This is a genomic window from Pseudomonas sp. HMSC057H01 (assembly GCF_001836405.1).
Lineage (GTDB): Bacteria > Pseudomonadota > Gammaproteobacteria > Pseudomonadales > Pseudomonadaceae > Pseudomonas > Pseudomonas aeruginosa.
The window spans coordinates 118381-134877 of the sequence record NZ_KV828512.1; the positions used below are offsets into that span (position 1 = coordinate 118381).

Here is a 16497-nt window from a genome sequence, read left to right on the forward strand (position 1 = left end):
TCAGCTCGCGCAACTCGGTGCGCTACGGCTGGCGTGGCGAACGCGACACCCGCGGCGACAGCAACTGGGTGCCGCCGGAGGAGGTCGAGCGCATCGAGGTCCTCCGTGGGCCCGCGGCGGCACGCTACGGTTCCGGCGCGGCGGGCGGGGTAGTCAACATCATCACCAAGCGCCCGACCGATCGTTTGCGTGGCTCCATGACGGTGTTCACCAACATTCCGGAAAGCTCCAAGGATGGCGCCACGCGCCGCGCCAACTTCAGCCTCAGCGGGCCGCTGACCGAAGCCTTGAGCTTCCGCGCGTACGGCAGCGCGAACAAGACCGATTCGGACGATACCGACATCAACCTCGGACATACCGTCAACCCGAGCCGTACCGTGGCCGGACGCGAAGGGGTACGCAATCGCGATCTCAGCGGGATGCTGTCGTGGCAGGTGACCCCCGACCAGGTCGTCGATTTCGAAGCGGGCTTCAGCCGACAGGGCAACATCTATGCCGGCGATACCCAGAACAACAACGGCACCGCCAATACCCAGGGACTCGCCGACGACGGTGCGGAGACCAACCGCATGTATCGCGAGAACTACGCCATCACCCACAACGGGACCTGGTCGTTCGGTACTTCCAGGTTCGTCGCCCAGTACGACTCCACCCGCAACAACCGTCTGGAGGAGGGGCTGGCCGGTTCCGTCGAGGGGCAGATCGGCGCCGACCGTTCGTTCAGCACCAGCAAGCTGGAGAACTATCGCCTCAGCGGCGAACTCAACCTTCCGTTGCATGCGTTGTTCGAGCAGGTGCTGACGGTGGGCGCGGAGTGGAACAAGGAAACCCTCAACGACCCGTCCTCGCTCAAGCAGGGCTTCGTGGGAAGCGATAGCTTGCCGGGGACCCCCGCGGCCGGCTCGCGAAGCCCGAAAAGCAAGGCGGAGATCCGGGCGCTGTACGTGGAGGACAATATCGAACTGCGCCCCGGCACCATGCTCACCCCCGGGCTGCGCCTGGACGATCACAGCGACTTCGGCCTGAACTGGAGCCCGAGCCTGAACGCTTCCCAGACGCTCGGCGAATACTTCACGGTCAAGGCCGGTATCGCACGGGCCTTCAAGGCGCCCAACCTGTACCAGAGCAACCCGAACTACCTGCTCTATACCCGTGGCAACGGCTGCCCGATCCAGACCAGCAGCGGCGGCTGCTACCTGGTCGGCAACGAGAACCTGGACGCCGAGACCAGCGTCAACAAGGAACTGGGCATCGAGTTCCGGCGCGATGGCTGGGTCGCCGGGCTCACCTATTTCCGCAACGACTACAAGAACAAGATCGTCGCGCCGCTGGATGTCATGGGACAGACCGGGACCGGTAACAACATCCTGCAATGGAGCAACGCGAAGAAAGCAGTGGTCGAGGGCCTGGAAGGCAACCTGCTGGTCCCCCTGCACGAGGACCTTAGCTGGAGCACCAACCTGACCTATATGCTGCAATCCAAGGACAAGGACACCGGCAACCCGCTTTCGGTGATCCCCGAGTACACCCTGAACTCGACCCTGGACTGGCAGGCCAGCGAGCGTCTTTCCACCCAACTGACCAGCACCATCTACGGCCGCCAGGAGCCGCCGAAGCATGGCACCAGCCGCAACACGCCGGTGGTCTCGCGAAAAGAGGTGGGTACCTATGGCATCTGGGGCGTCAGCGCCGGCTACACCTTCAGCGAGAACCTGAGCGTACGGGGCGGGGTAAGCAACCTCTTCGACAAGCGCCTGTACCGCCAGGGCAACTCCTTCGACGCCGGTGCGGCAACCTACAACGAGCCGGGTCGCGCCTACTACGTTTCGATGACCACCTCGTTCTGATCGCCGCGGCCAACGCGCTTTCACCGGCAGGCGCAACGCCTGTCGGACCTTTCTTTGGCGTTGGTCAGGCATCGGCTGTCCAACGCCAGGTTTTCTCTTCGGACGCCTCTGGTCATCGCATCGCATGCCGTTTCGGGCGGTCTTTCGGCTGAATCGGCATGCATGACCGGATATTGCGGTGCTAGGGTCCGGCCCCAGTTTCCCGGTATCATGCTCAGCCTTTACCGTCAGTGCCGAACGAGTGCCTCCATGACCGTGCAGTACCCGACTATCGCCGACTGCGTTGGCAATACCCCTCTGGTGCGTCTGCAGCGCCTTCCCGGGGAAACCTCCAATACCCTGCTGGTGAAGCTCGAAGGCAACAACCCCGCGGGATCGGTGAAGGACCGCCCGGCCCTGTCGATGATCACCCGTGCCGAACTGCGCGGCGACATCCGCCCCGGCGATACGCTGATCGAGGCTACTTCCGGCAACACCGGCATCGCCCTGGCCATGGCGGCGGCGATCAAGGGTTACAAGATGATCCTGATCATGCCGGACAACTCCACGGCTGAACGCAAGGCGGCGATGACCGCCTATGGCGCCGAGCTTATTCTGGTCAGCAAGGAAGAGGGCATGGAGGGCGCGCGCGATCTGGCCGACAAGCTGCAGCGCGAAGGCCGCGGCAAGGTTCTCGACCAGTTCGCCAATGGCGACAACCCGGAAGCCCATTACCACAGCACCGGCCCGGAAATCTGGCAGCAGACCGGCGGCAGCATCACCCATTTCGTCAGCTCCATGGGCACCACCGGGACCATCATGGGCGTATCGCGCTACCTCAAGGAGCAGAACCCGGCGGTGCAGATCGTCGGCCTGCAACCCATGGAGGGCTCGGCCATCCCGGGAATCCGACGCTGGCCGCAGGAATACCTGCCGAAGATCTATGACGCCAGTCGCGTCGACCGGGTCGTCGACATGCACCAGGACGAAGCGGAGGACATCATGCGCCGGCTGGCCCGCGAGGAAGGCATCTTCTGCGGCGTGTCCTCCGGCGGGGCGGTGGCGGCGATGCTGCGCCTGTCCCGCGAACTGGAGAATGCCGTGCTGGTGGCGATCATCTGCGACCGCGGCGACCGCTACCTGTCTTCCGGCGTCTATGACCCGCGCTGAGCATGTCCATGGCCAGAAATAAGGGCGGGCTGCGCTTCCAGCCCAGCGGTGGTGCGCGCGGTCCCGCGATACCGGTAGGCAAGAAGCAGCGCCTGACCATCGAGCGCCTGGCCCATGACGGCCGAGGTATCGCCCACGAGGCGGGGATGACCTGGTTCGTCAGCGGCGGGCTGCCTGGCGAGGAACTTGAGGCACGGGTGCTGGGCGCGCGAAGCAAGGTGGTCGACGCGCGCAGCGAGCGCCTGTTCAGCAGTAGCGACCTGCGTCGCCGCGAGCCCTGCACTGTAGCGGGTCGCTGCGGCGGCTGCACCCTGCAGCACCTGGAACACGGCGAGCAGTTGGCCCTGAAGCAGCGTACCTTGCAGGAGCAGTTGCAGCGTTTCGCCGGGATCGAGCCGGAAGAATGGGCCGCCCCCCTGGTCGGGCCCGAATTCGGCTATCGGCGCCGCGCTCGGATCGCCGTGCGCTGGGATGCCAGGGCGCGGCGTCTGGATGTCGGCTTCCGTGCCTCGGCCAGCCAGGAGATCGTCGCCTTCGATGAGTGCCTGGTCCTGGTGCCGCCTTTGCAAACGATTGCCCGTGCCCTGCCTGCTCTTCTGCAGGACTTCCGCAAGCCGGAAAGCATCGGCCACGTGGAACTCTTCCATGGCACGGCCAGTGCATTGCTGTTGCGGCATACGACGGCCCTGGTCGACGAGGATCGCCAGCGCCTGGCCGCTTTCTGCTCCGCACACCAGGCCCAGCTCTGGCTGCAAGGTGCGGAACAGCCCTTGCCGGTGGAGCCGGCCGCCGAACTGGGCTACTCCTTGGGTGACTGGCAACTGACTCTGGCGTACCGACCCGGAGACTTCGTCCAGGTCAATGCGCCGGTGAACGAGTCGATGATCCGCCAGGCCCTTGACTGGCTGGCGCCGACCGCCGACGAGCGGGTCCTCGACCTGTTCTGCGGGCTGGGCAATTTCTCCCTGCCGCTGGCGCGCCGGGTGGCGCGGGTAGTCGGGGTGGAGGGCGTGGCGGCGATGGTCGAGCGGGCAGGCGCCAACGCGCTGGCCAATGGCCTTGGCAACGCGCACTTTTTCCAGGCCGACCTGTCCAAAGCGCTTGCCGAAGCGCCCTGGGCGGAGCAAGGTTTTACCGCTGTGCTGCTCGATCCGCCGCGCGACGGCGCGTTCGAGGCGGTACGCGAAATGAGTTCTCTGGGTGCCCGGAGGGTAGTCTATGTATCCTGCAATCCGGCGACCCTGGCGCGCGATGCTGGCGAAATGGCCAGGCAGGGCTATCGTCTGAAGCGCGCCGGAATCCTCGATATGTTTCCGCAGACCGCACATGTCGAGGCCATGGCTTTGTTCGAGGCAGGCTAGGATGCCTGCGTAATCCGACCAGCCCGTTCGAAGGCTGGCGCAGTCATCGGTGGGCTACGCGCACCGTGGTAAAGGGTAGGCAAGATGGTACAGGTGAGAGCGCACCAGCCGGTCAACACCGACGGCAGTATCAACCTCGAGGCCTGGCTGGACCACGTCCAGAACCTCGTCCCCGGGCTCGATCGTCAGGGCTTGCTGGAGGCTTGCGAGTTCGCTCGCGAATCCGAGCAGCGAGCGATCGCCGCACAGAACTCCTGGGCAGAAGGCACGTCCAGCTTCCAGACCGGACTGGAAATCGCCGAGATCCTCGCGGACCTCAAGCTGGATCAGGAGTCCCTGGTCGCCGCGGTCATCTATCGAGGCGTGCGGGAAGGCAAGATCACCCTGGAAGCGGTCAACAAGCATTTCGGGCCGGTGGTGGCCAAGCTGATCGAGGGCGTGCTGCGCATGGCCGCAATCAGCGCCAGCCTCAATCCGCGCCATTCCATGGTGCTGGGTACCCAGGCGCAGGTGGAGAACCTGCGCAAGATGCTGGTGGCGATGGTCGACGACGTTCGCGTCGCTCTGATCAAGCTGGCCGAGCGCACCTGCGCCATTCGCGCGGTGAAGAATGCCGACGAGGAAAAGCGCCACCGCGTCGCCCGGGAAGTCTTCGATATCTACGCGCCGCTGGCCCACCGCCTGGGCATCGGGCATATCAAGTGGGAGCTGGAGGACCTGTCCTTCCGTTACCTCGAGCCCGACCAGTACAAGCAGATCGCCAAGCTGCTGCACGAGCGCCGGCTGGATCGCGAGCAGTACATCGCCAACGTGATGAGCCAGTTGAAGGAAGCTCTCGCGGCCACCGGCGTACAGGCCGATCTCAGCGGGCGGGCGAAACACATCTATTCGATCTGGCGCAAGATGCAGCGCAAGGGCCTGGACTTCAGCCAGATCTACGACGTTCGCGCCGTGCGCGTGCTCGTTCCGGAGATGCGCGACTGCTACACCGCGCTGGGCATCGTGCATACCCTCTGGCGGCACATTCCCAAGGAGTTCGACGACTACATCGCCAACCCCAAGGAAAACGGCTATCGCTCGCTGCATACCGCAGTGATCGGCCCCGAGGGGAAGGTGCTGGAAGTACAGATCCGTACCCACTCCATGCACGAAGAGGCGGAGCTCGGGGTCTGCGCGCACTGGCGCTACAAGGGGACCGACGTCAAGGCCAGCTCCAACCATTACGAGGAAAAGATCTCCTGGCTGCGCCAGGTGCTCGAATGGCACGAGGAACTGGGCGACATCGGTGGCCTGGCGGAGCAACTGCGGGTCGATATCGAGCCGGACAGGGTCTACGTCTTCACTCCCGACGGCCACGCCATCGACCTGCCCAAGGGCGCGACCCCGCTGGATTTCGCCTATCGGGTCCACACTGAAGTCGGGCACAACTGCCGCGGGGCGAAGATCAACGGACGCATCGTGCCGCTGAACTACAGCCTGCAGACCGGCGAGCAGGTCGAGATCATCACCGGCAAGCACAGCGGTCCGAGCCGTGACTGGCTGAACAGCAACCTGGGCTATGTCACCACCTCCCGGGCGCGGGCGAAGATCGTCCACTGGTTCAAGCTGCAGGCGCGGGACCAGAACGTCGCTGCCGGCAAGGCCCTGATCGAACGCGAGCTGTCGCGCCTGGCGCTGCCGCCGGTGGATTTCGACCGGCTGGCGGAGAAGGCCAACGTGCGTACCGCCGAGGATATGTTCGCCGCTCTCGGCGCCGGCGACCTGCGCTTGGCGCACCTGGTCAACTATGCCCAGCAACTGGTCGAGCCGGACCGCGACAGCGAGCAACTCGAACTGATCCCGCGCAAGCCGAGCAAGATCGGCCACGGCAAGCGCGGCGACGTGCAGATCCAGGGCGTCGGCAACCTCCTGACGCAGATGGCCGGCTGCTGCCAGCCGCTGCCGGGAGATCCCATCGTCGGCTACATCACGCTGGGCCGTGGGGTCACCATCCACCGCCAGGATTGCGCCACCGCGCTGCAACTGGCGGGACGCGAACCGGAGCGGATGATCCAGGTCAGTTGGGGGCCGGAGCCGGTTCGCACCTATCCGGTGGATATCGCGATCCGTGCCTATGATCGTTCCGGCCTGTTGCGCGACGTGTCCCAGGTGCTGCTCAATGAGCGGATCAACGTTCTGGCGGTGAATACCCGTTCGAACAAGGAAGACAACACCGCGACCATGCAACTGACCATCGAGATTCCCGGTCTGGACGCTCTTGGACGCCTGCTGGCGCGCGTTTCGCAACTGCCCAACATCATCGAGGCGCGGCGCAACCGTACGCCTTGAGGCGAGGCGGAAACAGGCCACGGGCGCTCGCAGGCTGCCCGTGGCCTTTTCGTTTCCGGAAAGGGCAGAATGCCCGGACCGTTCACTGAAGACCCGAGATACCCATGTACCGACTCGACGACCTGCTCCACCTCATGGCGCGCCTGCGCGATCCCGAATTCGGCTGCCCCTGGGATCTCCAGCAGAGCTACGCGACCATCGTCCCGCACACCCTGGAAGAAGCCTACGAAGTAGCGGACGCCATAGAGCAGGGGGATTTCCCGCAATTGCGCGAGGAACTGGGCGACCTGCTGTTCCAGGTGGTTTATTACAGCCAGTTGGCTCGCGAAGAGGATCGCTTCGCTTTCGACGAGGTGGTGGACGGCATCACCCGCAAGCTGATCCGTCGACATCCCCACGTATTCCTCGATGGCGATCTCTATGGCAAGCCCGATGCGGCGAAGCTCGCCGAAGCAGCGGTCAAGCAGCGCTGGGAAGAACTGAAGGCCGAGGAGCGTGCCGCCAAGGCCAAGGAGCCGCAGCAGTTGTCGCTGCTGGATGACGTTCCTGTCGCCCTGCCGGCGTTGTCACGGGCGGCGAAGCTGCAGAAGCGCGCGGCGCAGGTCGGTTTCGACTGGCCGGAAGCGCTGCCTGTGGTGGACAAGGTTCGCGAGGAGCTGGACGAAGTCCTCGAGGCGATGGCAGAGGGTGACGAGGGTGCCGTGGGCGAGGAGGTTGGCGACCTGCTGTTCGTCGTGGTCAACCTGGCCCGGCATCTCAAGGTCGATCCGGAGGCTGCTCTGCGCCAGGCCAACGGCAAGTTCGAGCGGCGATTCCGGTTCATCGAGCGGAACCTGCGCGAAGCCGGCCGGAAAGCCGAAGAGTGTTCGCTGGAGGAACTGGACAGCCTCTGGGGTGAGGCCAAGAAAGCGGAGAGGAGCGCGCCCGGCTGTTAATGGGAAAATTACCGTGGCAGCCGGGCTGCCACGGCATCTGAATCAGCCGAAGATCCAACGATAGAGGATGACCAGCAGGATCACCGCCAGCACCGGGCGGAGGACTCGGTAGGCCTTCGGGTAGGCGCGTTTGAAGCGCTTCACCTGGGCGCCGATGGCATTGCCGCCGCGAATGGCGACCGAGTAGGCCTGGTTGATGCTGCCGACGCGTTCGCCTTCGACGTTCTGCGGTGCGGTCGCACGCCCGAGAATGCCGCTGATCCAGCGATTGAGCCGGGTCAGCAGGCGGGAACGGAGCGGCCGCTCGATATCGCAGAAGAGAATCACCCGGGTCTGCTCGGTCTCGTTCTTCACCCAGTGGACGAAGGTTTCGTCGAACATCACGTCTTCGCCATCACGCCACGCGTAGGGCTGGCCGTCGACGTAGATGCGGCAGTTGTCCGAATTCGGCGTGGACAGGCCGAGGTGATAGCGCAGTGAGCCGCCGAAGGGGTCGCGGTGCGGATTCAGGTGGCTGCCGCCGGGAAGCAGGGTGAACATCGCGCCCTTGACGTTGGGGATGCGGCTCACCAGCTCTACGGTCTTCGGGCAGAGCTGCTGGGCGGAGGGCAGCGGGCCGTCGTACCAGGTCAGGTAGAAGCGCTTCCAGCCTTTCTTGAAGAACGAGCCGAAGCCGGCTTCGTTGTTGTTCAGGGCAGCCCGGATATAACCCTCGTCGAACAGGTTGAGGGCTTCTTCGCGGATGGTTTGCCAATTGTTCTTCAGTTCGTCCAGCTCTGGAAAACGGCTGCGATCCAGATAGGGCTTCGAGGGGACGCTGGAGAACAGGTACATCAGCGAGTTGTAGGGGGCGAACCAGGCGGAGTGGTTGACCAGTTGACGCAGGAAGGGCAAGCGCGCGCGCCCACGGAAATGGACGAACAGGACGCTGGCGACGAACAGGCCCACCAGAGTGACTTTTACCAGGAGAGAAACGCTCATGCCTTGCTTTCCATGCCTTCGATATCAGGGGCCGGGAGGAGTGCCTGCGGGTGCTCGGGACGGTAGGGAGGGGTCTCCAGGGCATGCGTGGCAGTTTGCGAGCCGCCGAGACTTGCGTTGAGGCGGCTGAGGCTGGAGGATTATACCCCCTGCGAGGGCCGGCTGAACCCCAGTCGGCTGGAAGATTATGCCGCACCCCACCGGGCGTGCCACGCGAGCGAGTCGTTGACGAATGAGCATGTCATTGCGTGACCAGTTGCTGAAAGCCGGGCTGGTCAATGAGAAACAGGCCAAGCAGGCCACCAAGCAGAAACAGAAACAGCAGCGCCTGGAGCACAAGAACCAGGTCGACAAGGACGACTCCCAGCGCCAGGCGGCGGAGCAGGCCAAGGCGGAAAAGCTGGCGCGCGACCAGGAATTGAACCGCCAGCAGCAGGAAAAAGCCGAGAAGAAGGCCAAGGCCGCGCAGATCAAGCAACTTATCGAGGGGACGCGCCTGCCCAAGCTGGAAAGCGACGACTACTACAATTTCGTCGACGCCAAGAAGGTCAAGCGGATCGCGGTCAACGACCTGATCCGCGACAAGCTGAGCCGAGGCAGCCTGGCTATCGTCAGCTATGACGGACGCTACGAGATCGTGCCCCGGGATGCGGCGGTGAAGATCCAGGAGCGCGATCCGCGGCGGGTGGTGCTGCTCAACGTACAGAGCCAGGAGCCGGACGAAGACGATCCCTACAAGGACTATGTGGTGCCCGACGATCTCATGTGGTGAGGCCCGCATCCGGAGTGTCGCGTGACCGGTACGGATGCCGGTCAACTACCAATTCTGGAATGCGAAGCAGTTCTAAAATAACTACCGATGATTTCGTTTCGATAGCATAATGCCTTTCCTCAGAAATCTCCTACGGCTGCCTTTGCGTGCATCTGTGGGCTAGCCGCCTATCGAAAAGGACGTTGGTATGCCTTCCTCACAGCTTCCGGGGGCTTCGCCCTCGGAGATCGATATCGTTCAGCTGTTCCAGCAATTGTGGGCGTCGAAGTGGCTGATAGCGCTGATCGCGGCCTTGGCGACCGCCGCTGCGCTCGCCTACGCGCTGTTGGCCGTTCCGACCTACCAGGTGGATGTCCTGTTGCGGCCGATCCAGACCAAGGCCCTGGAGGCTGTCAATGTCAAGGGGCTGTATGCCCTGACTCCGCGGGAAGCGCTGGATCGCGTCGGCAACGAGCTGGCAGCCTACTCCGGCAGGCTGGAGTATTTCGAAGCCCATCCAGAGCTATTCCAGCAATTGAACGCCGAGGGCCTGTCCCCCGAGCAGGCTTTCTGGAAGTTCAACCAGGATGCCTTCAGCATGCAGCAGGCGGACTTGAAGAAGGACCCCCAGGCGGCGCCTTTCTTCCGCTTGTCCATGCAGTATCCCCAGGGCATGGATGGTGCCGCCATTCTCAACGGCATGCTCGCGTCGACCATCGAGAACGAGCGCCAGCGAATCCTGGACGACCTCCAGGCACGTATCGACGGTCGCCTGCAATTCCTCGAGCAGGATATCGAAGGCAAGCGTGCCAGTTACCAGGCTACCAAGGAGGGCAAGATCGCCCGGTTGCTGGAAGCGGACAGCATCCGGCGGGCTGGCTTGGAGGATGAGCTCAAGGCGTTGCGCGGGCGGCTGAAGATGGTGCGCGACTCGCGTATCCAGCAGCTCAACGAGGCTATCCAGATCGCCACCCGGCTGGGGATCGTCAAGCCGACGACCCCGGGCGCACTGGGAGAGGTCGGGCAGGATGGCTCGCGCAGCGTTTTCCGCACCGAGGTGAATAACCAGCAGATTCCCCTGTATTTCATGGGTGTCGATGCCTTGACCGCCGAGCGCGATACCTTGCTCAAGCGCAAGGGCGATGACTTCACCGAGCCCCGCGTGGCGAAGATCCAGCAGGAGCTGAGGCAGCTGGAGAACAACCGTGAAGTGCAATACCTGCAGGCTCGAAAGGGCGAGGAGCGTTTCTTCGAAAACATCGACAAGCTGCGTGGAGAGCAGGCGCGCCTCAAGACTCTGAAGGCGAGCGAGCTGAAGATCGAACTGGTGCGGATCGACCAGAAGGCTTCGACCCCTCTGAAACCCATCAAGCCGCGCAAGGCCTTGGTGGTGGCCTTGGGCCTCCTGGGCGGGTTGGTGTTCGGCGTGCTGGTGGCTCTGGTTCGGGCAATGTTGCGTGCCCCTCGGCAACGGGTACAGGAAGATAGCCTGCCGCCGGGAGTCGTCAGTCTCGACCGGAGCCTTTCGGGGACCTGAGACCAAAGGTGCGCCCCCGAAGTACGCGGGGGCGCATGGTTCAGGCCGATTTACCTATCTGCCGCAGTTCTTCTTCTTTCTCGAGTTTGATCCGATAGGCGTGGGCGTCATCCTCGTTATGGAAGACGCCAACCAGCAGTCCCTGCTGATGCACGTCCCAGCAGCGGCGGCCAAGCGCACGCAGCTCGCGGGATTTGTGGTCATCGTCACGCTCGGTCACTGTCACACTCATCTTTCTGCTCCAGGGTTGATCTGCATCAAGGCAAATCCAGCCTATTTCAATAGCAGACTAATCAAATAGCCCTGGAATTGAGAAAAACCTTTTCAGTTTCCAAGGTGTGAAGATGGCATGCCGGATGCTCTGGAACAGGCCTCTTCCCTCAGGCGTATGCGGCCGAACAAGGCCGCTTCCGTGAGGGCGGTAATCGCCAACAGGCGATCCAGGCGCAGCAGCAGAGTCGCTCCTTCGACGGCCACCTCAAGGTATTCCTCCTTGCCGCCGCCTGGCCGAACGGCCCGGGTATGCGTCGTGCGCGCCTCGGCTTCGAAGCGAACACCATCCTCGAGTTCGAGGAGCAACCGGTAGCGGTAGAGGCAGGCGATCTCCAGGTAGTCATGGAGATCGCAGGCGATCGGGTGGTAGCTGTCCATTGGCCTCAACAGCCTTCCAGGGGAAGGATGTAATGGCCATGGAGCCGAATGGCTTCGGCAACCTCTGCTGTCGCAATCTCGCTATGGCAGTAGCTGCAATGCCCCTGGCTGATATCGGCCTCGTCTATGCCTCTTCCGGCGAGCCAGCGTCGAGCGAACTCGCCGGCGCGAGCCCCCAGCTCCTCCGTGACCAGGACATCGAAGTGCAGGTAGCGGCCGTCGCGGGTTCGCACATGGGTGTCGAAGATCTTCACCTCCATGGCCGTTCTCCTTATTTCAGATCGCTGAGCGCCGCACCGAAGTTAAGGTGCAGTACCTGTCCATCGACAACCAGGGCAGGAACCGACTTGACCCCGGCCTTTTCCGCCTCGGCGATGCGTGCCGATTGTTCGGCGAGATGGACCACTTCGATGTTCACCTGCTTGCGATCGAGCAATGGCAGCAAGGAACGTTCGGCTTCGACACAGATTGCGCAGCCGGCGTGGTAGTAGATGGCTTTGGTCATGCTGATTCTCCTGTAGGAATTTAGTATCGATACGATACGTTTTCAGCCTAAACAAGAGGCGCCCTCTTTGTCAAACATGTTTTTAGTCGATACTATATTGGCAAGGAGGTATCCCATGTCCGCCATCGCCCTTTACGATTACCTGGAAAGGCTGACCAGCCTGATGCGTGCCTGGTCCCGCGAGCAGCCGCTGGTGGCTGAGCTGCAGCCGGTGCAGTTGAGTGCCTTGCATTACCTGGCGCGTTGTAATCGCTATTCGGATACTCCGCTGGGCGTGACCGAATACCTCGGCTTGACCAAGGGCACAGTGTCGCAATCGCTCAAGGTGCTGGAAGGGCGGGGGCTGATCAGCAAGCTGCCGGATGCGCGGGATCGGCGCAGCGTTCATCTGCGGCTGACCGATGCGGGGCGCGCGCTGATCGAGGCGGTGATTCCGCCGCAGTTCCTCGAGCAGGCCGTCACGGCACTGGGCGAGAAGGGCGAACACTTGCAAGGCTTGTTGCGTGATCTTCTGGTCGTCATCCAGCGTCAGGAGGATGTGCCTGGTTTCGGCCTTTGTCGGTCCTGCCGGTTCCATCAACGGCGTGCGGGTTCGCCCTTCTGCGGTCTAACCGGGGAGCCGTTGAGCGCTGTCGATGCCGAGCTGATCTGCCGCGAGCACCAGGCCTGCGGCTGACCCGCGGGCAATAAAAAACCGGGCAATGGCCCGGCTTTTCGTGGGAGAGGGGGTCAGCTCTTTTCGCCAGTGACGGTCTTGCCGTCGATGGTGCCTTCCTTGAGCATGATCTGGTATTCCTTGCCGTCGGTTTCCATCTGGTACAGGCGGACCAGCAGGTAGTCCCAGTCCTTGGCGAACCAGAGGATGGTCTTGCGGTTGCTCTTGCCCGGATCACGCACGCGCTCGACCTTGATCGCGTTGATCAGGCCGGCCTGGGTGCGTACCTTTTCCTCGCCGAGAACCCGGAAGTCGTAGGTATCGACATCCTCGCCCTCGATGATCTGGTAGCTCATGCTCTTCTTGCCGTCGGCAACGTCATGCTGCAGGACCAGTTGATAGGTGGACTTGTCCAGTTGACCGCGATTCAGGGGTTGCCGCACCGCATCGCCGCGGTCGCTGCCGAGCACCTGCTTCTGCGACCAGTCGAAGTCCAGTTCGATCTGCTTGCCTTTGCCCAGACCTTGGCGAGCGAAGCGGTAGGTCTGTGGCAGGAAGGTGTCGTTCTCGACCTTGAAGGTGCTGACTTCGTTGAGACTGGCCAGCAGCATGGAGGCCTCGAAGTCCAGTTGCCAGCGGCCGTCGCCGAGAGCCTTCAGGCTGCGGGAGGCATTGCCGCTGATGGGCATCTGTTTCCAGTCGGCGGTATAGCTGGCGGTGAACGGCTTCAGCTCGAAGGCATAGGCCGGCAGGGTCAGCAGCGTCAGCAGGAACAGCATGGCTTTACGCATTGCGAATCTCCTTGGTGCGAATCTGATGGCCGGTGGCAGGCAGGGCCTGGCCATCCAGCAGGGCGCCCTGTTCGCCCAGGCGCAAGCGGCCCTCGGCGAACCAGCGCATGGCCAGCGGGTAGATCCGGTGTTCTTCCTCGTGAACCCGTCTGGCCAGGCGTTCCGGCGTATCTTGCGACTCTACCGGGATTACTGCCTGTACGACCAGTGGCCCCCCATCGAGTTCCTCCGTCACGAAGTGCACGCTGCAACCGTGCTCGCGGTCGCCGGCTTCGAGGGCGCGTTGATGGGTATGCAGCCCTTTGTGGCGCGGCAGCAACGAGGGATGGATATTCAGCAGTCGCCCCTGGTAATGGCGAACGAAATCGGCGCTGAGGATGCGCATGAACCCGGCAAGGATCACCAGGTGCGGTTCATGGGCATCGATCCGTTGTGCCAGGGCCTGGTCGAAGCTTTCGCGATCGGCATAGGCCTTGTGATCGAGCACCTCGGTCTGGATGCCGGCCTGGCGCGCGCGTTCCAGGCCATAGGCGTCCGCGCGGTTGGAGATCACCGCGCGGATCCGGGCCGGCGTGGCGCCCTCCCGGAGGCTGTCGATCAGCGCCTGCAGGTTGCTGCCGGAGCCGGAAATCAGCACCACGACATTGCAGAGTTTCGGCATCAGTGGTTTTTCAGATTGTTCAGGACCACGCGCTCGGCGTCCGCGCCGCAGGTTTCGATGCGACCGATCTGCCAGGGTTGCTCGCCGGCGGCACGCAGGACTTCCAGGGCTTTCTCGGCGTCGCTCTGGGCCACGCAGATGACCATGCCGACGCCGCAGTTGAGTACGCGATGCATCTCGGTCTCGTCGACGTTGCCCTGTTCCTGCAGCCAGTCGAATACCGCCGGACGGTTCCAGCTGGCGACATCGATCACGGCCTGGGCGTTGTCCGGCAGGACGCGCGGGATGTTGTCCAGCAGGCCGCCGCCGGTAATGTGAGCCATGGCCTTGACCGCGCCGGTCTGCTTGATCAGTTGCAGCAGCGGCTTGACGTAGATGCGGGTCGGCGCCATCAGCAGGTCGGCCAGCGGCTTGCCGTCGAGTTGGACCTGCTCGATGTCGGCGCCGGAAACCTCGATGATCTTGCGGATCAGGGAGTAGCCGTTGGAGTGCGGGCCGGAGGAGGGCAGGGCGATAAGCGCGTCGCCGGCCTGGACCCTGGAGCCGTCGATGATCTCGGCCTTTTCCACGACGCCGACGCAGAAGCCGGCCAGGTCATAGTCTTCGCCTTCGTACATGCCGGGCATTTCGGCGGTCTCGCCGCCGACCAGGGAACAGCCCGCCAGTTCGCAACCGGCACCGATGCCGGTGACTACGGTGGCGGCGACGTCGACGTTGAGCTTGCCGGTGGCGTAGTAGTCGAGAAAGAACAGCGGCTCGGCGCCGCAGACCACCAGGTCGTTGACGCACATCGCCACCAGGTCCTGGCCGATGCTGTCGTGCTTGTTCAGGTTGAGCGCCAGGCGCAGCTTGGTGCCCACCCCGTCGGTGCCGGATACCAGCACCGGCTGCTTGTAGCCGGCCGGGATTTCGCAGAGGGCGCCGAAGCCGCCGAGGCCGCCCATCACTTCCGGGCGTGCGGTGCGCTTGGCCACGCCTTTGATGCGTTCCACCAGGGCTTCGCCGGCGTCGATGTCCACACCAGCGTCCTTGTAGCTCAACGAGGGTTGCTTGCTGCTCATAAATCCAGGCCTATAGGGGTAATTCGGAGATCGGCCGGCCGCCCAGGCGTGCAACGCTGTTTGCCGGTTTTGAAGGCGCGCGATTTTATCAGGCTTGCCACGCAGCGGCCATCTCGGTTGCCGCTGGACGGACTGCTGTTTAAGGTATAGGTCCACTTGCGCGGCCTTCACAGCTCGTCGCCGCCGTTACCATCCGTTCGTCGAGAGCCCTCCATGCGCATAGCCCGACTCTTCGTTCTCTGTTTTTCCCTGCTAGGCTTGCCCGTCTTCGCGGCAACGGTCCCCAATCTCTACCAGGTCCACGAGCCGGTTTCGTCGCAGCAGCCCGGGGAGCGCGATGCCGGACTGGTGCGAGCCCTGCAGACCCTGCTGGTGCGCCTGACCGGCAATCCGCAGGCGCCGCAGAACCCGGCATTGGCGGGGTACCTGAAGGATCCGCAGCAACTGATCAGCCAGTACGCCTTCGAAAATGGTCCGCCGCTGGCGCTGGTGGTCGATTTCGATCCAACCGCCACCGGTAATGCGCTGCGTGCCGCCGGCCTGCCGAGCTGGGGCGCCAACCGCCCGGCGGTGCTGGCCTGGTGGCTGAACGAAAGCGCCGATGGCAGCACCCTGGTCGGTGACAACCAGGCCTCGGCCGAACCGCTCAAGCGTGCGGCGCAGAACCGCGGCTTGCCGTTGCGCCTGCCTCTGGCGGATCTCGACGAACAGATCGTCGGTACCCCGGAGAACCTCACCGCCGCCCAACCCGATGCCCTGCGCGCAGCCTCCGAGCGTTATGCCGCCGATGCCTTGCTGGCAGTGGACGCCAAGGAGGCGGACGGCAAATGGCAGGCGCAATGGCGGCTGTGGATGGGCGATTCGCGGGAGCAAGGCCAGGCTGAAGGCGCTACGCCCGACGCGTTGGCAGACAGCGTGATGCTGGCCGTCGGCAACCGCCTGTCTACCCGTTTCGTTGCCACGCCGGGAGCGGCGACCGGCCTGACCCTCCAGGTCCAGGGCGCGACACTGGCACGCTATGCCGAGTTGCAACGCCTGCTCGATCCGTTCGGCGCGCGTCTGGTAGGCGTGCGGGGCGATCGCCTCGACTATTCCGTGAAGGCCAGTCCCGAGCAATTACGTGCCCAGCTGGGCCTGGCGCAGTTGCAGGAAATCCCGGCCGACAGCGTACCGCTGGATGCCTCCGGCCAGCCCGCAGCGCCCAGCGCGGCGGTGCCGTCGTCGTCCCAACTGAATTTCCGCTGGCAGTGAGTCGGCGCGCCGATCCGCTCCTATGCAACGGAG

The 16497-nt window shown here is 63.6% G+C and carries 17 protein-coding genes; 9 read left to right on the plus strand and 8 right to left on the minus strand.

What is annotated here, in order from left to right; all coding sequences use genetic code 11:
* The 5 genes from pirA to mazG form a co-directional block, all read left to right on the plus strand.
* On the plus strand, positions 1–1847 hold a 1847-nt coding region (gene pirA / locus HMPREF2581_RS25235; protein ID WP_049296827.1), incomplete at its 5' end, for a TonB-dependent siderophore receptor PirA.
* A gap of 249 nt (positions 1848–2096) precedes the next feature.
* Complete coding sequence (gene cysM / locus HMPREF2581_RS25240; RefSeq protein ID WP_003102419.1) at positions 2097–2996, plus strand: cysteine synthase B; 900 nt, start codon at positions 2097–2099, stop codon at positions 2994–2996.
* 8 nt (positions 2997–3004) lie between these two features.
* On the plus strand, positions 3005–4357 hold the full coding sequence (rlmD, locus tag HMPREF2581_RS25245) for a 23S rRNA (uracil(1939)-C(5))-methyltransferase RlmD (protein WP_003102417.1): 1353 nt from the start codon (positions 3005–3007) through the stop codon (positions 4355–4357).
* 84 nt (positions 4358–4441) lie between these two features.
* Positions 4442–6685, plus strand: a complete 2244-nt coding sequence (gene relA / locus HMPREF2581_RS25250) for a GTP diphosphokinase (RefSeq protein WP_003086042.1) — start codon at positions 4442–4444, stop codon at positions 6683–6685.
* A gap of 104 nt (positions 6686–6789) precedes the next feature.
* On the plus strand, positions 6790–7620 hold the full coding sequence (gene mazG, locus HMPREF2581_RS25255; RefSeq protein ID WP_003086045.1) for a nucleoside triphosphate pyrophosphohydrolase: 831 nt from the start codon (positions 6790–6792) through the stop codon (positions 7618–7620).
* Positions 7621–7662: 42 nt separating this feature from the next.
* On the opposite strand, the gene lpxO2 is transcribed toward mazG, so the two are convergent.
* A complete protein-coding gene (lpxO2, locus tag HMPREF2581_RS25260) occupies positions 7663–8601 on the minus strand; it encodes a lipid A hydroxylase LpxO2 (RefSeq protein ID WP_003140793.1) in 939 nt (312 codons plus the stop codon).
* A gap of 232 nt (positions 8602–8833) precedes the next feature.
* On the opposite strand from lpxO2, the gene HMPREF2581_RS25265 reads away from it, so the two are divergent.
* Both HMPREF2581_RS25265 and HMPREF2581_RS25270 read left to right on the plus strand, forming a co-directional pair.
* Positions 8834–9373, plus strand: a complete 540-nt coding sequence (locus tag HMPREF2581_RS25265; protein WP_003086049.1) for a DUF2058 domain-containing protein — start codon at positions 8834–8836, stop codon at positions 9371–9373.
* Between the two features lie 187 nt (positions 9374–9560).
* The gene (locus HMPREF2581_RS25270) at positions 9561–10889 is read left to right on the plus strand and encodes a Wzz/FepE/Etk N-terminal domain-containing protein (protein WP_003140792.1); all 1329 of its coding nucleotides are present in this window, start codon (positions 9561–9563) and stop codon (positions 10887–10889) included.
* A gap of 40 nt (positions 10890–10929) precedes the next feature.
* Here HMPREF2581_RS25270 and HMPREF2581_RS25275 read toward each other — a convergent pair whose 3' ends face one another.
* The 4 genes from HMPREF2581_RS25275 to HMPREF2581_RS25290 form a co-directional block, all read right to left on the minus strand.
* Complete coding sequence (locus tag HMPREF2581_RS25275) at positions 10930–11121, minus strand: hypothetical protein (RefSeq protein ID WP_003454532.1); 192 nt, start codon at positions 11119–11121, stop codon at positions 10930–10932.
* A 92-nt stretch (positions 11122–11213) separates the two neighbouring features.
* A complete protein-coding gene (locus HMPREF2581_RS25280; protein ID WP_003117105.1) occupies positions 11214–11540 on the minus strand; it encodes a Rho-binding antiterminator in 327 nt (108 codons plus the stop codon).
* 5 nt (positions 11541–11545) lie between these two features.
* The gene (locus HMPREF2581_RS25285; RefSeq protein ID WP_003086057.1) at positions 11546–11800 is read right to left on the minus strand and encodes a DUF2024 family protein; all 255 of its coding nucleotides are present in this window, start codon (positions 11798–11800) and stop codon (positions 11546–11548) included.
* Positions 11801–11811: 11 nt separating this feature from the next.
* Positions 11812–12045: a glutaredoxin family protein gene (locus tag HMPREF2581_RS25290; RefSeq protein WP_003140789.1), complete on the minus strand. Its 234-nt coding sequence runs from the start codon at positions 12043–12045 to the stop codon at positions 11812–11814.
* 115 nt (positions 12046–12160) lie between these two features.
* On the opposite strand from HMPREF2581_RS25290, the gene HMPREF2581_RS25295 reads away from it, so the two are divergent.
* The gene (locus HMPREF2581_RS25295; protein ID WP_003086060.1) at positions 12161–12721 is read left to right on the plus strand and encodes a MarR family winged helix-turn-helix transcriptional regulator; all 561 of its coding nucleotides are present in this window, start codon (positions 12161–12163) and stop codon (positions 12719–12721) included.
* Between the two features lie 53 nt (positions 12722–12774).
* Here HMPREF2581_RS25295 and HMPREF2581_RS25300 read toward each other — a convergent pair whose 3' ends face one another.
* Genes HMPREF2581_RS25300 through purM form a run of 3 tightly spaced genes read right to left on the minus strand, consistent with a single transcriptional unit; the run spans position 12775 to position 15213 of the window.
* On the minus strand, positions 12775–13491 hold the full coding sequence (locus HMPREF2581_RS25300; RefSeq protein WP_003086061.1) for a DUF3108 domain-containing protein: 717 nt from the start codon (positions 13489–13491) through the stop codon (positions 12775–12777).
* On the minus strand, positions 13484–14152 hold the full coding sequence (gene purN, locus HMPREF2581_RS25305; RefSeq protein WP_003086063.1) for a phosphoribosylglycinamide formyltransferase: 669 nt from the start codon (positions 14150–14152) through the stop codon (positions 13484–13486). The genes HMPREF2581_RS25300 and purN overlap by 8 nt, the downstream gene beginning before the upstream one ends.
* A complete protein-coding gene (purM, locus tag HMPREF2581_RS25310) occupies positions 14152–15213 on the minus strand; it encodes a phosphoribosylformylglycinamidine cyclo-ligase (RefSeq protein ID WP_003109942.1) in 1062 nt (353 codons plus the stop codon). The genes purN and purM overlap by 1 nt, the downstream gene beginning before the upstream one ends.
* A 213-nt stretch (positions 15214–15426) precedes the next feature.
* On the opposite strand from purM, the gene HMPREF2581_RS25315 reads away from it, so the two are divergent.
* Positions 15427–16464, plus strand: coding sequence for a DUF2066 domain-containing protein (locus HMPREF2581_RS25315; RefSeq protein ID WP_003123220.1), 1038 nt, complete (start codon positions 15427–15429; stop codon positions 16462–16464).
* Positions 16465–16497: the final 33 nt, after the last annotated feature.

What these genes read in the sequence shown, in the direction of transcription:
- HMPREF2581_RS25275 (WP_003454532.1), bottom strand. Translation starts at nt 11,121, where the DNA reads ATGAGTGTGACAGTGACCGAGCGTGACGATGACCACAAATCCCGCGAG.
- lpxO2 (WP_003140793.1), bottom strand. Translation starts at nt 8,601, where the DNA reads ATGAGCGTTTCTCTCCTGGTAAAAGTCACTCTGGTGGGCCTGTTCGTC.
- purM (WP_003109942.1), bottom strand. Translation starts at nt 15,213, where the DNA reads ATGAGCAGCAAGCAACCCTCGTTGAGCTACAAGGACGCTGGTGTGGAC.
- purN (WP_003086063.1), bottom strand. Translation starts at nt 14,152, where the DNA reads ATGCCGAAACTCTGCAATGTCGTGGTGCTGATTTCCGGCTCCGGCAGC.
- relA (WP_003086042.1), top strand. Translation starts at nt 4,442, where the DNA reads ATGGTACAGGTGAGAGCGCACCAGCCGGTCAACACCGACGGCAGTATC.
- cysM (WP_003102419.1), top strand. Translation starts at nt 2,097, where the DNA reads ATGACCGTGCAGTACCCGACTATCGCCGACTGCGTTGGCAATACCCCT.
- HMPREF2581_RS25270 (WP_003140792.1), top strand. Translation starts at nt 9,561, where the DNA reads ATGCCTTCCTCACAGCTTCCGGGGGCTTCGCCCTCGGAGATCGATATC.
- mazG (WP_003086045.1), top strand. Translation starts at nt 6,790, where the DNA reads ATGTACCGACTCGACGACCTGCTCCACCTCATGGCGCGCCTGCGCGAT.
- HMPREF2581_RS25265 (WP_003086049.1), top strand. Translation starts at nt 8,834, where the DNA reads ATGAGCATGTCATTGCGTGACCAGTTGCTGAAAGCCGGGCTGGTCAAT.
- HMPREF2581_RS25280 (WP_003117105.1), bottom strand. Translation starts at nt 11,540, where the DNA reads ATGGACAGCTACCACCCGATCGCCTGCGATCTCCATGACTACCTGGAG.
- rlmD (WP_003102417.1), top strand. Translation starts at nt 3,005, where the DNA reads ATGGCCAGAAATAAGGGCGGGCTGCGCTTCCAGCCCAGCGGTGGTGCG.
- HMPREF2581_RS25300 (WP_003086061.1), bottom strand. Translation starts at nt 13,491, where the DNA reads ATGCGTAAAGCCATGCTGTTCCTGCTGACGCTGCTGACCCTGCCGGCC.
- HMPREF2581_RS25315 (WP_003123220.1), top strand. Translation starts at nt 15,427, where the DNA reads ATGCGCATAGCCCGACTCTTCGTTCTCTGTTTTTCCCTGCTAGGCTTG.
- HMPREF2581_RS25290 (WP_003140789.1), bottom strand. Translation starts at nt 12,045, where the DNA reads ATGACCAAAGCCATCTACTACCACGCCGGCTGCGCAATCTGTGTCGAA.
- HMPREF2581_RS25285 (WP_003086057.1), bottom strand. Translation starts at nt 11,800, where the DNA reads ATGGAGGTGAAGATCTTCGACACCCATGTGCGAACCCGCGACGGCCGC.
- HMPREF2581_RS25295 (WP_003086060.1), top strand. Translation starts at nt 12,161, where the DNA reads ATGTCCGCCATCGCCCTTTACGATTACCTGGAAAGGCTGACCAGCCTG.